14 protein-coding genes and 1 pseudogene are annotated in these 13,843 nt (G+C 74.7%); 8 read left to right on the top strand and 7 right to left on the bottom strand.

All coding sequences use genetic code 11. The features are described from left to right. The 5 genes and pseudogenes from C5507_RS14430 to C5507_RS14450 form a co-directional block, all read left to right on the top strand. A pseudogene (locus tag C5507_RS14430) lies at positions 1 to 601 on the top strand (hypothetical protein); the annotation flags it as partial. Between the two features lie 103 nt (positions 602 to 704). Next, positions 705 to 1,211, top strand: a complete 507-nt coding sequence (dut, locus tag C5507_RS14435; protein WP_104529218.1) for a dUTP diphosphatase — start codon at positions 705 to 707, stop codon at positions 1,209 to 1,211. Between the two features lies 1 nt (position 1,212). Beyond that, complete coding sequence (locus C5507_RS14440) at positions 1,213 to 1,974, top strand: DUF3710 domain-containing protein (RefSeq protein WP_104529219.1); 762 nt, start codon at positions 1,213 to 1,215, stop codon at positions 1,972 to 1,974. A 64-nt stretch (positions 1,975 to 2,038) separates the two neighbouring features. Beyond that, a complete protein-coding gene (locus C5507_RS14445; protein WP_104529220.1) occupies positions 2,039 to 2,416 on the top strand; it encodes an OB-fold nucleic acid binding domain-containing protein in 378 nt (125 codons plus the stop codon). A 58-nt stretch (positions 2,417 to 2,474) separates the two neighbouring features. After that, a complete protein-coding gene (locus tag C5507_RS14450) occupies positions 2,475 to 3,287 on the top strand; it encodes a DUF3159 domain-containing protein (RefSeq protein WP_242611072.1) in 813 nt (270 codons plus the stop codon). A gap of 15 nt (positions 3,288 to 3,302) precedes the next feature. Here C5507_RS14450 and C5507_RS14455 read toward each other — a convergent pair whose 3' ends face one another. Together C5507_RS14455 and C5507_RS14460 are read right to left on the bottom strand one after the other, a co-directional pair. Further along, positions 3,303 to 3,983 (bottom strand): potassium channel family protein, encoded by a 681-nt coding sequence (locus tag C5507_RS14455; protein WP_104529221.1) that lies wholly within the window; start codon positions 3,981 to 3,983, stop codon positions 3,303 to 3,305. Continuing rightward, positions 3,983 to 4,651 carry a potassium channel family protein gene (locus C5507_RS14460; RefSeq protein WP_104529222.1) on the bottom strand — a complete coding sequence of 223 codons (669 nt, stop codon included), beginning with the start codon at positions 4,649 to 4,651 and terminating at the stop codon, positions 3,983 to 3,985. Before C5507_RS14460 ends, C5507_RS14455 begins: the two co-directional genes overlap by 1 nt. A gap of 173 nt (positions 4,652 to 4,824) precedes the next feature. On the opposite strand from C5507_RS14460, the gene C5507_RS14465 reads away from it, so the two are divergent. Together C5507_RS14465 and C5507_RS14470 are read left to right on the top strand one after the other, a co-directional pair. Then, positions 4,825 to 6,870, top strand: a complete 2,046-nt coding sequence (locus C5507_RS14465; RefSeq protein ID WP_207225743.1) for an APC family permease — start codon at positions 4,825 to 4,827, stop codon at positions 6,868 to 6,870. After that, positions 6,863 to 8,173, top strand: a complete 1,311-nt coding sequence (locus C5507_RS14470) for a class I SAM-dependent RNA methyltransferase (RefSeq protein WP_104529223.1) — start codon at positions 6,863 to 6,865, stop codon at positions 8,171 to 8,173. The genes C5507_RS14465 and C5507_RS14470 overlap by 8 nt, the downstream gene beginning before the upstream one ends. 24 nt (positions 8,174 to 8,197) lie before the next feature. Here the strand turns inward: C5507_RS14470 and C5507_RS14475 are convergent, their stop codons facing one another. Continuing rightward, positions 8,198 to 8,542: a DUF6968 family protein gene (locus tag C5507_RS14475; protein ID WP_423191805.1), complete on the bottom strand. Its 345-nt coding sequence runs from the start codon at positions 8,540 to 8,542 to the stop codon at positions 8,198 to 8,200. Positions 8,543 to 8,606: 64 nt separating this feature from the next. Between C5507_RS14475 and C5507_RS14480 the strand changes: the two genes are divergently transcribed. Then, complete coding sequence (locus tag C5507_RS14480) at positions 8,607 to 8,834, top strand: DUF4177 domain-containing protein (RefSeq protein ID WP_104529225.1); 228 nt, start codon at positions 8,607 to 8,609, stop codon at positions 8,832 to 8,834. 49 nt (positions 8,835 to 8,883) lie between these two features. On the opposite strand, the gene C5507_RS14485 is transcribed toward C5507_RS14480, so the two are convergent. Genes C5507_RS14485 through C5507_RS14500 form a run of 4 tightly spaced genes read right to left on the bottom strand, consistent with a single transcriptional unit; the run spans position 8,884 to position 13,770 of the window. Beyond that, positions 8,884 to 9,657: an SDR family oxidoreductase gene (locus C5507_RS14485; protein ID WP_104529226.1), complete on the bottom strand. Its 774-nt coding sequence runs from the start codon at positions 9,655 to 9,657 to the stop codon at positions 8,884 to 8,886. Beyond that, the gene (locus C5507_RS14490) at positions 9,657 to 10,559 is read right to left on the bottom strand and encodes a dihydrodipicolinate synthase family protein (protein WP_207225742.1); all 903 of its coding nucleotides are present in this window, start codon (positions 10,557 to 10,559) and stop codon (positions 9,657 to 9,659) included. Before C5507_RS14490 ends, C5507_RS14485 begins: the two co-directional genes overlap by 1 nt. A gap of 5 nt (positions 10,560 to 10,564) precedes the next feature. Then, positions 10,565 to 11,584 carry a TAXI family TRAP transporter solute-binding subunit gene (locus C5507_RS14495; protein ID WP_104529227.1) on the bottom strand — a complete coding sequence of 340 codons (1,020 nt, stop codon included), beginning with the start codon at positions 11,582 to 11,584 and terminating at the stop codon, positions 10,565 to 10,567. After that, on the bottom strand, positions 11,581 to 13,770 hold the full coding sequence (locus C5507_RS14500; protein WP_207225741.1) for a TRAP transporter permease: 2,190 nt from the start codon (positions 13,768 to 13,770) through the stop codon (positions 11,581 to 11,583). The genes C5507_RS14495 and C5507_RS14500 overlap by 4 nt, the downstream gene beginning before the upstream one ends. Between the last annotated feature and the right edge of the window lie 73 nt (positions 13,771 to 13,843).

A 13,843-nucleotide genomic window follows, 5' to 3' on the forward strand; every position in this document is an offset into this window, starting at 1 on the left:
CCAGGCCCGCAACCCCGGCGCGCTGCTGGGCGATCTGCTGGCCGTCACCGTGCCGCGCCTGCCGGTGCGCGACCGGGACCGGCTGCGGCGGGCCTACCCGGGGGCGTCGGACGCCGAGATCGCCGACGCGCTGGTCGCCCGCGCCGTCCGCGTGACCTCCGGCATCGGCGCGGCCGCCGGCGGCCTGTCCGCCGCGCACTGGCTCGCGCCGCCCTCGCTCCTCGCCGTGCCCCTCGAGCTGGGCGCCGAGACGGTGCTCGTCGCCGCCGTGGAGGTGGTGCTCATCGCCGAGCTCCACGAGCTCCACGGCCGTCGGCCACCCGGGGACGCCGGCGAACGCGCGCAGGCCTACCTGGGCAGCTGGTCGGAGCAGCGCGCCGTCCACGCCGCGGGCGCCGGAGGGCTGAGCTCCCTCCTGGGAGCGGCCGGCATGCGTGCGCTGCGCCGCCGGATGACCCGCCGGCTGGCCGGGGCCGTCCCCTCGGCGGCGCCGTTGCTGATCGGTGCCGCCCTCTCCGGGCGCTTGAACCGCCGCGCCACCGAGACGCTCGCCCGGCGGGTCCTGGACGACCTGCGCGGGCCCTCGAACCAGGCCTCGTGACGCCGGCCGCTGCAGTGTCCCGCCGTCGGCCCCGTCCAGAGGCTCGTCCAGAGCCAGCGAGGGATGAGGAGGACGGGGTCCTTCTCCTTATAGGGTCGCCGTCGTGCCCGAGCCTCTCACCGAGCTGGACGTGCCGGTCCTGCTCACCGCCTCCGGCGGTGCCGCGCCGAGCTATGCGTTGCCCGGTGACGCGGGCGCCGACCTCACCGCCGCGGAGGACGTCGAACTGGCTCCCTTCGAGCGCCGGCTCGTCGGCACCGGGGTGGCCGTGGCGATCCCCGAGGGGTACGCCGGCTTCGTGCATCCGCGCTCGGGCCTGGCGCACCGGCTGGGGCTGAGCGTGGTCAACGCACCCGGCACGATCGACGCCGGCTACCGCGGCGAGATCCAGGTCAACCTGATCAACCTGGACCCGATCACGACGCTGCGGCTGCGGAGGGGTGACCGCATCGCCCAGCTGGTCGTCCAGGCGGTGGCCCGGGTCCGCTTCGTGCCCGTCGCCGAGCTGCCGGCCAGCGAACGCGGTGCGGGCGGGCACGGCTCGACCGGCGGGCACGCGGGCCCGCTGTCCGGATCCATCGACACACCAGCACGTGAGGGGCGGAACTGACATGCCGTTCGGACGGCGCCGCAACCGCATCGACCGCAGCCTGCGCGAGCGCGGGGTCCCTCCCGAGCCGCAGCAGCGGGTCCGCGAGGTGGCGGCCACCTCGGGCCCCTGGGACGAGGCCGACGCCCCCGACGACGGCCTGCCGCGCATCGACCTCGGGGCCATCCGGCTGCCGGCGCTGCCCGGCATGGACCTGCGCGTGGAGCTCAACCAGCAGCAGAAGGTGATCGCCGCGACGCTCCGGCACGGCGAGTCCCTGCTGCAGGTGTCGGCCTTCGCCGCGCCCCGGGCCACAGACATCTGGGACGACGTCCGCGCCGAGCTGGCCCGGAGCGCGTCCGGGCAGGGCGCCTCGCTGCGCGAGGTCGAGGGCCCGTTCGGCATCGAGCTCGCCGGCACGATGATGGCGCCGGTGCCGGCGCAGCCCGGCCAGCCGGCACCGCAGCCGGTACGGCGGGCGGCCCGGTTCTTCGGCGTCGACGGCCCGCGCTGGTTCCTGCGCGGCCTGCTCACCGGCCCCGTCATCGACGACGCGCAGGCCGAGCAGGCGCCGCTCGAGACGGCCTTCCGCGGCATCGTCGTCGTCCGGGGCACCGAGCCGATGCCGGTGCGCGAGCCGCTGCCGCTGACGCTGCCGGCCCAGGCCGCGGCGCAGCTCGTGGCCCAGCAGCAGGCGGCGCAGCAGCAGGCCGCCCAGCAGCAGGCCGCCCAGCAGCAGGCCGCGCCGCAGCCGGTCGAGCGGCCCGGCGGCGACCAGGCCTGACCGGCGCACCGCCATGACCGCCATCCGCGGACCCGTCTGCTCGGCACCGCACTACGCTGGACCCGTGACGGAGACCCGACCGACCGGATGGTGGTCGCGCACCTTGCAGCGCCTCACCGCCGACGACCACAGCATCGACGCCGCCGAGCTGCGCGCCGACGCGGCCAGCGCCGGCTGCGAGCCGGTCAGCTCCTGCCGCAAGGGCGCCGTGGTGACGGTGACGGGGCGGCTGAAGTCGGTCGTCTACACGCCGCGGGAGACCGTCCCCACCCTCGAGGCCGAGCTGTTCGACGGCTCGGGCTCGGTGACGCTGGTCTGGCTGGGCCGGCGGCGGATCCCGGGCATCGAGCCCGGCCGGAGCCTGACCGCCCGGGGCCGGTTCGCCGCCTTCGACGGCCGCCAGGTCATCTACAACCCCCGGTACGAACTGATCTCCTGCTGAGGAACCCGCGGCGCAGGCCGCCGGGCGGGTGGAGGATGTCGGGACAGGGGAGAGCAGCGTGACCGCACCAGGCCCGGACGACGGGGTCGGCAGTCGGCCGGCCGGCGACGGCACCCCGCCGGAGCGGTCCACCGGGCTGTTCGACCGGGACGTGCTGCTCCAGCAGCTCGGGGGCTGGCGCGGCATGGTCGACGCGACCCTGCCCACGGTCGCGTTCGTGGTGGCCAACGGCATCGACGGGTTGCGGACCGGGATATGGGCCGCCGTGGTGGCCGCCGTCCTGGTCTTCGTGCTCCGGCTGGCGCGCAAGGAGAGCATCCAGCAGGCGGTGAGCGGGCTGTTCGCCGTCGGCGTCGCGGTGGCGATCGCCTCGGCGTCCGGTCAGGCCCGCGACTTCTTCGTGCTCGGCATCGTGCGCAGTCTCGTCATCGGCGTCGCGCTGCTGGCCTCGATCCCGTTCCGCTGGCCGCTCGTGGGGGTGGCCGCCGAATTCTTCGCACCCAGCCACGTCGGGTCCATGGCGGCGCACACCATGCCGTGGAACCGCGCCCGACGCGCCGGGACGTCCGCGGCCGCGGAAGCCCCCGAGCCGCCGGCGGCCGCCAGTGCCGCTCCGGAGCCGGAGCGGCACTGGCGGGAGGACCCGCGGCTGCTGCGCGCGTACTCCTGGTTGACCGTGCTCTGGGCGGCGACCTTCCTGCTGCGGGCCGGGGTCCAGTGGGTGCTCTACCGCGCCGACGAGGTGGAGCTGCTCGGCACCGCCTCGGTGGCCCTCGGGCTGCCGCTCACCGCCGTGGTGCTGGTCGCGACGTTCTGGGTCGTCGCCCGGCTGCACCGCCACCGCGCGGCGCCTCCCGGCCCCGCCGCCTGAGGGCGGGCCCCGGGTTCAGCCCGCGGTGCTCCCGGGCCCACCGGGGGCGAAGACGAACTGCAGCTGCTCCTCGGTGTCCCCGTGGGACACGAAGAGCAGCTCGTCGCCGGACTCCAGCGGCTCGTCGGGGGTCGGGGTGATGACGCGGTCGCCGCGCAGGATGGTGCAGAGCACCGTCTCGCGGGGGAGCGGCACCTCCCGCAGTGCGTGCCCGACCCAGGGGGTGTCGTCGCCGAGGGTGATCTCGACCAGGTTCGCCGCACCCTTGCGGAAGCTCATGAGCCGGACGACGTCGCCCACGCTCACCGCCTCCTCGACGAGCGCAGCGAGCACCCGGGGGGTGGAGACGGCGACGTCGACGCCCCAGGCCTCGGTGTAGAGCCACTCGTTGCGCGGGTCCTTCACGCGGGCGACGACGCGGTTCACCGCGAACTCGGTCTTGGCCAGCAGCGAGACGACCAGGTTGGCCTTGTCGTCACCGGTCGCGGCGACGACGACGTCACAGGTGGCCAGCTGCGCCTCCTCCAGGGAGGAGACCTCGCAGGCGTCGGCCTGGACCCACTCCGCCCCCGGCACCGAGCGGGTGCGGACCTTGCGGCCGTCCTTCTCGATCAGCATGACGGTGTGGCCGTTCTCCAGCAGCTCACCGGCGATCGAGCGGCCGACCGCGCCGGCCCCGACGATGGCGACGCGCATCAGCGCCCACCTCCCTGGGGGCCGTGCTCCACGACCTCGTGCACGCGGGCGGTCAGCTCGTCGGTGACCGCGACGACCAGCTGGTCGCCGTCCTGCAGCACCGTGGTGGCGGTGGGCAGCAGTGCGTCGCCGAACCGCACCAGCCAGGCGGCGCGGGCGCCGGTGGCGGTCTCCAGCTCGGCGAGCCGGTGGCCGACCCAGCCCTCGGTGACGGTGACCCGCATGAGCAGGACCTGGCCGGTGGGCTCGCGCCACAGCTCGCTGACCTTGACCGAGAGCAGCTCGCGCAGGAGGCGGTTCACCGTCCACGGCACCGTCGCGACGCTCGGGATGCCCATGCGCTCGTAGACCTCGGCGCGCTTGGAGTCGTAGATGCGGGCCACCACGTGCTGGACGCCGAACGTCTCGCGGGCGACCCGGGCGCTGATGATGTTGGAGTTGTCCCCGCTGCTCACGGCGGCGAACGCCCCGGCGGAGTCGACCCCGGCGTCGAGCAGCGTCTGGCGGTCGAAGCCCAGTCCGGTGATCTGCCGGCCGCCGAAGTCCGGGCCCAGCCGGCGGAAGGCCTCGGGGTCCTGGTCGATCACGGCCACGCTGTGGCCGATCTGCTCGAGCCGGCGGGCGATGGCCGAGCCGACGCGGCCGCAGCCCATCACGACCACGTGCACGTGTCACTCCCTGCGACGACAGGCCGCGCCGGCGCCGTCCGCCCGCGCATCACCGGGCGCGAAGCTACACCCGTCCGGGGGCCGTCACCCCGCAGGCGGCGCGGATCCCCCCGACGGGGCGGGGTGGGCCGAGTCACCCCCGCGGCGGCTCCCATGGTCCGTACCATCGCGCCGTGCCAAGCCTGTCCGACCTCGGACAACTCCCGAAACGCCTCGTCCTCGGCCGTCCCGTGCGCAGCGACCGGATGGGGGAGTCGCTGCTGCCCAAGCGGCTCGCGCTGCCCATCTTCGCCAGCGACCCGCTCTCCTCGGTGGCCTACGCCACCCAGGAGATCCTGATCGTCCTGACGCTGGCCGGCACCGCGTTCCTGTTCCTGGCGCCGTGGCTCGCGGCGGCGGTCGTCGTGCTGCTGGTCACCGTGGTGCTGTCCTACCGCCAGGTGGTGCACGCCTACCCCTCGGGCGGCGGCGACTACGAGGTCGCGATGAAGAACCACGGCCAGTTCGCCGGGCTGACCGTGGCGAGCGCGCTGCTGGTCGATTACGTGCTGACCGTGGCGGTGTCGGTGTCGGCCGGGACCGACAACATCATCTCGGCGTTCCCGTCGCTGAACGAGCACCGCGTCCTGATCGCCATCGGGCTCGTGGCGCTGCTGGCGGCGGCGAACCTGCGCGGCGTCCGGGAGTCCGGGCGGGCGTTCGCCGCGCCGACGTACCTGTTCATCAGCGGCATCCTGGTGATGATCGGCACCGGGCTCGTCCGGTACTTCGTCACCGACGAGGGCATCACCGCGGAGACCTCCGCCTACACGGTCACGCCCGAGCCCGGGTACGAGCAGCTGGCGGGGCTGGCGCTGATCTTCTTCGCCCTCCGCGCGTTCGCCTCCGGGTGCACGGCGCTGACCGGGGTGGAAGCCATCGCCAACGGCGTCCCGGCCTTCCGGCCGCCGAAGAGCCGCAACGCGGCCACCACGCTGGCGCTCATGGGCGGCATCGCGGCCACCATGTTCGCCGGCGTGACGGCGCTGGCGCTGCTGGCCGGCGTCAAGTACGTCGAGCACCCCTGCGACCTGGAGGGCTTCGCCGACTGCGAGACCGAGCCGCAGCGCACGGTGATCGCCCAGCTGGCCGCCGCGGTGTTCGGGGGCGACACGTCGGTCGGCTTCTTCTTCATCCAGGCCGCGACCGCGCTCGTGCTGATCCTCGCCGCCAACACGGCGTTCAACGGGTTCCCGCTGCTCGGCTCGGTGCTGGCGCAGGACCGGTTCATGCCGCGGCAGCTGCACACCCGCGGCGACAAGCTCGTCTACAGCAACGGCATCCTCGTGCTGGCCGGGTTCGCCGCGCTGCTGATCGTCGCCTTCGACGCCGACGTCTCCCGGCTCATCCAGCTGTACATCATCGGCGTCTTCACCAGCTTCAGCATCGGCCAGTGGGGAATGGTGCGGCACTGGAACCGGGAGCTGAAGGCGGCGCCCGACGCGGCCGCCCGCCGGCGGATGCGCCGCTCGCAGGTCATCAACACCGTGGGCGGTTCGCTCACCACCACGGTGCTGCTGATCATCGTCGTCACGAAGTTCACCCACGGTGCCTGGCTGGTGCTGCTGGCCATGCCGATCCTGTTCGTGCTGATGAAGGCGATCAACCGGCACTACTCGAACGTCTCGCAGCAGCTGGTGCCCGACTCCGACGCCCGCACGCTGCCGAGCAAGGTGCACGCCGTCGTCCTCGTCTCCAAGGTGCACAAGCCGACGCTGCGGGCGCTCTCCTTCGCCCGGGCCACCCGGCCCGATGCGCTCACCGCGCTCACCGTCAACGTCGACGACGCCGAGACGCGGGCATTGCAGACGGACTGGGAGCGCTACGACATCCCGGTGCCGCTCACCGTGGTGGAATCGCCGTACCGGGAGATCACCCGGCCGGTGCTGGACTACGTGAAGAGCATCCGCCGGGACAGCCCACGCGAGCTCGTCGTCGTCTTCGTGCCGCAGTACGTGGTGGGCCACTGGTGGGAGAACCTGCTGCACAACCAGAGCGCGCTGCGGCTGCGCGCCCGGCTGCAGTTCCAGCCCGGCGTGATGATCACGACCGTCCCGTGGCTGCTGGAGAGCACCGTCGGGCACGACGACGACGCCGACGGACGGCGGGGCGGCCCCGCGCCCGGCGACCTGCGCCGCGGCTACACCGACGACGAGGTGGACGTGACGCCCTATGGCTGACGCCCGGCGGGGCAGGCGTGACCGGCGCCCGCGCGATGAGCGCGGCCTCGGGTGGGTCGGCCAGGAGTTCGAGGTGGTGGTCGGTCCGGTGGCGCACGGCGGGCACTGCGTGGCCCGGCACGAGGGCCGGGTCGTCTTCCTCCGGCACACGCTGCCGGGGGAGCGGGTCCGGGTGCGCGTGACCGAGGACCGGCACCCCGGCTTCTGCCGCGCCGACGCGGTCGAGGTGCTGGAGGCCGCTCCGGGCCGGGTGGAGCGGCCCTGCCCGCACAGCGGACCGGGGAGGTGCGGTGGCTGCGACTGGCAGCACGTGGACCCGGAGGAGCAGCGCCGGCTCAAGGCGGCGGTGGTGCGCGAGCAGCTGCTGCGGCTCGGGGGCCTGGACGCCGGCGACCCGGTGGTCGCCGGTCTGGTCGTCGAGGAGCTGCCCGGGGGACCGCTGCGCTGGCGCTCGCGGGCCCGGTTCGCCGTCGACCGCGCCGGGGCACCGGGCCTGCGCCGGCACCGCTCGCACGACGTCGTCGTCCTCGGCGACTGCCCGATCACCGTGGAGCCGGCCGCCCGGGCCGTGCTCGGCCGGAGCTGGCCGGGGAGCGGTGCGGTCGACGTGGCGATCGACTCGACCGGAGCGGTGACCGTCTCCCGGCTGGACCGGCGCGGCCGCACCCTGGCCACCGAGGTGCTCCACGCGGGGGAGGAGCTGCCCGCGGAGCCGACCGGGCGCGCCGAGCGGCGGGCCGGTGGACGCGACTGGGAGGTCGAGGGCACCGGCTTCTGGCAGGTGCACCCGGCCGCGGCCGATGCGCTGGTCACCGTCGTCGAGGATCTCGCCGCGGTGATCCCCGGGGAGACCGTGCTCGACCTCTACGCCGGTGCCGGCCTCTTCGGCGGCGCCCTCGCCCCGCTCGTGGGCGAGGAGGGCCGCGTGGTCTGCGTGGAGTCCGACCCCGGCGCCTGCGCCGCCGCCGAGGCCAACCTCGCCGCGCTCCCGCAGGCCGAGGTGTGGCAGGGCGAGGTGGACGCCGACGGGCTGGCGGAGCTGCTCGCGGAGCTGGGCACCGCACCCGACGTCGTCGTCCTCGACCCGCCGCGGGCCGGCGCCGGGAAGGCGGTCAGCCGGCTGCTCGCCGGGACCGGCGCGCGCGCCGTGGTCTACGTCGCCTGCGATCCGGCGGCGCTGGCCCGGGACATCGACGCGTTCGCCGACGCCGGGTACCGGCTGGCCGGCATACGCGGGTTCGACGCCTTCCCGATGACGGCGCACGTGGAGTGCGTCGCGCTGCTCGTCCCGGCCGGGTGGTAGCCGCAGGGCCTCGCGCGCGGGGCTTCACCCGCGGGGCCGCAGCCCGAGAAAGGGGGGGGGCACGGTGAGCCCCGTGTCGGGCAGGCCCAGCCACTCGAGCCGGACCGACGCCTCCTCCGCGCGCTGGTCGAGCCCGAGCCGCAGCGCGTGCACCGAGAGCAGCAGCGCCTGCAGGGAGTCGACGCCGAAGGCCCCGCCTGCGGAGTCCTCGCCCAGGCCGTCGACCCGGTGCGGGCAGAACCAGTCCCCGCCGCCCGCCGGGTCCGGCACCGGTGCGCCGATCAGCACGGTCACCGGCGTGCGCGTGCCGTCCGCGGCCACCGCCTCGAGCCGTCGCTCGGCCACCACCTGACCGAGCTGCTGGACCATCGTCACCACGTGCCTCCTCGTCGTCGCCGGGACCGGCCGGTCACCCGTTGGATAACGTCTGGGGGTGCCCACGTGGGAATACGCCTCGGTCATCACCGCCAACGACGCCGAATCCCAGCGCGCCGGGGTGAGCGTCAAGCTCCCCGGCGGTGTCTCGGAACGGCAGCAGGGCGACACCAGCTCGGTCCTCAACCAGCTCGGCGCCGAGGGGTGGGAGCTCGTGAGCTACCACTCCAGCGGTGCCGGGACGTGGGGGTTCGAGCAGTTCTGGCTCAAGCGCCAGGTCCCTTGACGGTCCGCCGTGGACCGGCCCGGCCGGAGGGCCGGACCGGTCCCGGCGCTCACAGGGTGCGGACCAGCCCGCCGTCGCAGCGCAGTGCGGTGCCGGTGACGTAGCCGGCGGCCCCGCTGCACAGGAACGCGGCCACCGCGCCGAACTCCTCCGGGCGCCCGTAGCGCCCGGCCGGGATGGTGGCCCGCGACGCGGCCTGCACCTGCTCGACCGATCGGCCGGAGCGGCCCGCCGCTGCCTGGTCCAGCTCGGCGACCCGGTCGGTGGCGATCCGGCCGGGCAGCAGCAGGTTCACCGTCACGCCCTCCGCGGCGACCTCCGCGGCCAGGGTCTTCAACCAACCGGCCAACGCCGCCCGCCCCAGGTTGGAGGCCGCCAGGTTGGGCAGCGGCGCGGCGACCCCGCTGGAGCCGACGGCGAGCACCCGTCCCCACCCGCGTTCGCGCATGCCGGGCAGCGCCGCGGCCACCAGGCGGCGGTGCGGGGCCACCAGCGCGGCGACCGCCGCCGTCACGTCGTCGTCGGTGAGGTCGGCCGCGAGGCCCGGTCGGGGGCCCGGACCGTTGAGGACGGCGACGTCCACCGGCCCGAACGCCGACTCCGCCGCGGCGACCAGCCGCGCCGGGCCGTCGGGGTCGGTGAGATCCACCTCGACGCCGACGGCGGAGGGGAGCTCGGCGGCCAGCTGCCGCGCGCGCTCGCCCCGTCGGCCGGAGACGACCACGTGCGCGCCCTCGGCGGCCAGCGCCCGGGCCACCGCCTCGCCCAGGCCGCCGGTGGAGGCGGCCACCACGGCGGTGCGGCCCTGCAGCCCGAGGTCCATCACCGCCCCCCGGCCGGGCCGGCAAGGGCGTCGACCTGGCGGACCAGCTGGTCGCGCAGCGCCGCCGGCATGGCCGGTGAGGGAGGCCGCACGGCGGCCTCGGCGACCAGCCCGCGGTGCCGCAGGCACTCCTTGCGGATGGCGAGCCCGATCCCCGGCTGCTGCTCGAAGGCGATGAGCGGCAGGCAGGGCAGGAAGGCGTCCCGCGCGGCGGTGAAGCCCGCGTCGGCGAACGCCCGGGTGCAGGCGACCAGTCCCTCCGGGAAGGAGAACCCGGTCATCGCCCCGGCGGCGCCCACGGCGAGCTCGTCGAGCAGCCCCAGTCCGCCCAGCCCGCCGAACACCGGCACCTCCAGGCGGGCGGTGAGCATCGCGACGGCGGCCGCGGTGGGCGGTGACTCCGCCTTGACCGCGGCGACGAACGGCAGGCCGTCGAGTGCCCGCACCAGGTCCTCCCCGCCGATCCGCACCCCGCTGGCCACCGGGTAGTCCTGCACCACCACGGCGGCGCCGGTCGCGGCGTGCACCGCCTCCAGGTGCGTCCGCAGGACGTCGGCGTGGGGGGAGTGGACCTGCACCATCACCGCTGCCAGCCGGTCGCCGGCGACGTCCTGGGCCATCCGGACCTCGTCCAGCAGCGGGGCGGTGGCCAGCGACGTCGCACCCACCACGAGGGGCAGTGCCACGGCGTCGACCACCGCGCCGAGCACGTCCCGCCGCTCGGCGAGCGACAGTCGGGCCGCCTCGCCGAACACCCCGAGCACCGTCAGCCCGGTGGCGCCCGCGGTCTCCAGGTGGCCCGCCAGCCGGGTCAGGCTCTCCCGGTCGACCTCCAGCGCCGGGCCGGCGAACGGGGTGGCCAGCACCCCCCACACCCCCGGTGCGAGCGCGACGTCGCCCACGCCGGTCAGCCCTGCTCGTCGAAGTAGGCCTCGGCACCCGGGTGCAGCGGCACGTCACCGGTGTCGGTGGCGGTCTCGGCGGAGATGTTCTCCGCCTCCGGGTGCACCGCGGCCAGGTCGTCGAGATTCTCGAAGATCGCCCGCGTCACGTCCTCCGCGACGTCCTCGGGCATGGCGTCGCTGACCACCAGCAGGTTCGGGACGGCGACGGTCTCGACGTCGCCCGGCAGGCCGTAGGTGTCGGAGGGGACGGTGCCCGCGGTGTAGGCCTCGCCGTAGGCGTCCTGCAGCTTGGGCAGCTCCTCGTCCAGCGGCAGCATGCGCACGTCGTCGCCCAGCGAGGCGACCAGGTCGGTGATCCCGCCGGTGGGCAGCCCGCCGGACCAGATGAGCGCGTCGATGGAGCCGTCCTTCATGCCCTGCACGCTCTCCGGGAGGCCCAGGCGCTGCTGCTGGATGTCCCCGGTGGTGAGGTCGTTGACCTCGAGCAGCCGGGTCGCGATGACCTCCGTGCCGGAGTTCGGGGAACCGGTCGAGACCGACTTGCCCGCCATGTCCGCGATCGACTCGATCCCGGAGTCGGCCCGGACGAAGACCTGCGTGAAGTTGTTGTAGATGCGGGCGAGCGCCTGCACCGACTGGGGGTCGCCCTCGAAGCCGGCCTCGCCGTTGACCGCGTCGGCGGCCGTGTCGGCGAGGCTGAAGCCGATGTCGCTGTCGCCGGCGCACACCAGCTGGATGTTCTCCGCCGAGGCGTTGGTGGCCTCCGCCGTCGCCTCGGTGCCCTCGACGTTGTCGGTGAGCACCGCGGCGATGCCGCCGCCGAGGATGTAGTAGACGCCGGTGGTGTTCCCGGTCGCGATCGACAGCCGGCCGCCGCCGGCGGGCTCGGCGCAGCCGGGGGCGTCGGAGCCCTCGCCCTCGGCGGCGGTGCTGCCTCCGCCGCCGGCTTCGCCGCAGCCGGCGAGGACGAGCGCGGTGGCCGAGGCCAGGGCGAGCAGGACAGGGGTGCGGGGCTTTCTCACGGGGTGACCTCCTGGGTCGGGGTGGGCTGGGCGGGTCGGCTCGGGTCGGTGCCGCTCGGCGGGCCGGGAGCCGGCCCGTCGTCGTCGTCGGGCGGGGGTTGCCGGGGCGTGTCGGCGGGGTGCCGGCGCCGGCCGATGAGGTGCACCACGACGGCGAGCGCCAGCGCGGCCAGGCCGATCAGCACGGTCGTCGTCTCCAGGTACAGGAGCAGGACGGCGGCGACGCCGGCGAGCACGCGCTCGGGCAGCCGGGCCGGACCGACGAGCCACTTGCCGGTGACGACGGCCAGCGCGGCGACGGCCAGCGCGGACACCGCCGTCGCGAACAGCACGGTCGCCGCGCCGCCCTGGCCCACCAGGCCCTGGCCGTTGCTGGTCAGCACGAAGGCCAGCGGCACGAGGAACGCCGGCAGCGTGTACTTGAACGTCATGATCATCGTCTTGAAGGCGTTGCCGCCGGTGATGGCGGCCGCGGCCACGGCGGCCAGCGCCGTCGGCGGGCTGACCTCGGAGAGCACCGCGTAGTAGAAGATGAACATGTAGGCCTCGGGGGTGGAGACCCCCAGCGTGGTCAGCGCCGGCGCGATGATGACCGCCGCGATGATGAACGACGCGGTGACCGGCACGGCCAGACCCAGGACGAGCACCGCCAGGGCCGCCAGCACGCAGGTGACCATCAGGACGACCGTCGCGTTGCTCGACACCAGCCCGGCGAGGTCGACGATGATCGACGAGAGGTCCAGGCCCAGTCCGGTCAGCGTCAGTACCGCGACGATGAGGCCCGCGGCGGCGGTGGTCGCCGCGACCGGCAGCACGCCCGCCGCGCCCTTGGCGAGCGCGTCGAACACCCGGGGCGGGGTCATGCGCCGGCGGCGGTCGAGGAAGGACAGCAGGAAGGCCAGCGCGGTGGCGTAGACGACCGCCTTGAAGGCCGACTGGTCCAGGGCGAGCAGGACGACGATGACGATCAGCGAGCTGAAGTGGTAGCCGAAGCGACCGAGCAACCGCCAGAAGCTCTGCTGGACGAGCTCCACCTCCCGCACCCCGAAGCGGCGCGCGTCGAACTCGACCGCCAGGAAGATGCCCAGGTAGTAGAGCAGCGTGGGGATCAGCGCGTAGCCGAGGACCGTCAGGTAGGAGACCCGCAGCAGCTCGGCGATGATGAACGCCGCGGCCCCCAGCGTCGGCGGGGACAGGATGGCCCCGATGCCGGCCGCGGCCAGCACGCCACCGGCGGACTCCCGCGGGTAGCCGGCCTTCTTCAGGATGGGCCAGGCGACGCTGCCGAGGCTGACCGCGGTCGCCGTGCCCGAGCCGGACACGGTGCCCAGCAGGAACCCGGCGAGGGTCACCGTCCGGCCCGGTGCCGACTTCGACCGGCGGAACGCGGCGAAGCTGATGTCGAGGAAGAACTGCCCGGCGCCGGAGAACTCCAGCACGGCGCCGTAGATGGTGAACAGGATGATGTAGGTGGCCGCGACGTCCAGCGGGACGCCGTAGATCCCCTCGGTGCCCATCACGAAGGCCGAGGTCAGCCGCGGGTAGTCGTAGCCCCGGTGCCCGACGAGCCAGCCGTTGGGGATCAGGTTGCCGAGGAACGCGTAGGCGATGAAGAGCCCGCAGATGACCGGCAGCACCGGCCCCACCGTCCGCCAGGTGGCCACGAGCACCAGCACGACCAGGGTCAGCCCGCAGAAGACGTCGATGTACAGCGGCCGGAAGCCACGCGAGATGTAGGCGTCGAAGCCGGCCGCGAGCGGCCAGAGGGTCACGAACAGCGACAGCGCAGCGAGCGCCCAGTCCAGGATCCCCGGCCGGTCCGGCCCCTCCGCCCGGCCGCGCAGCACCCGCACCGCCGGCCGGTAGAGCAGGAAGGTCAGCGGCAGCACGACGGCCAGGAAGACGATCCGGTACTGCAGCGCGGGAACCGGGAAGAACACGTTCCACAGCGCGTACACCGACAGCAGGGCGGCCACCACGCTCACCGCGAGCCGCAGCCGCCCGTCCAGCACACGGGCCGGCTTCTCCGCGTCGGCCTCGGCGGGCACCTCACCGAGCGCGCCCGGACGCTCCGGTTCGACGCCGCGCGCCGCGGTGCTCCCGGGCGCGGCGGGCGCCCCGGCCCGGTCGCCGGCGCCGGTGGCCCGCTCGCCGGGGCTCCCCGCGTCGGTTCCCTGCGCAGTCACGGTGTGGCCTCCCTCACGTTTTCCTGACGGACCGTGACAGGATCGGCGGCCGGATCCCAGCGCCGGGCGAGGA

Origin of the sequence: Blastococcus saxobsidens, from assembly GCF_002938435.1 — a bacterium.
In the GTDB taxonomy this organism is placed as follows: domain Bacteria; phylum Actinomycetota; class Actinomycetes; order Mycobacteriales; family Geodermatophilaceae; genus Blastococcus; species Blastococcus saxobsidens.

What these genes read in the sequence shown, in the direction of transcription:
- C5507_RS14440 (WP_104529219.1), top strand. Translation starts at nt 1,213, where the DNA reads ATGCCGTTCGGACGGCGCCGCAACCGCATCGACCGCAGCCTGCGCGAG.
- C5507_RS14455 (WP_104529221.1), bottom strand. Translation starts at nt 3,983, where the DNA reads ATGCGCGTCGCCATCGTCGGGGCCGGCGCGGTCGGCCGCTCGATCGCC.
- C5507_RS14470 (WP_104529223.1), top strand. Translation starts at nt 6,863, where the DNA reads ATGGCTGACGCCCGGCGGGGCAGGCGTGACCGGCGCCCGCGCGATGAG.
- C5507_RS14475 (WP_423191805.1), bottom strand. Translation starts at nt 8,542, where the DNA reads ATGGTCCAGCAGCTCGGTCAGGTGGTGGCCGAGCGACGGCTCGAGGCG.
- C5507_RS14485 (WP_104529226.1), bottom strand. Translation starts at nt 9,657, where the DNA reads ATGGACCTCGGGCTGCAGGGCCGCACCGCCGTGGTGGCCGCCTCCACC.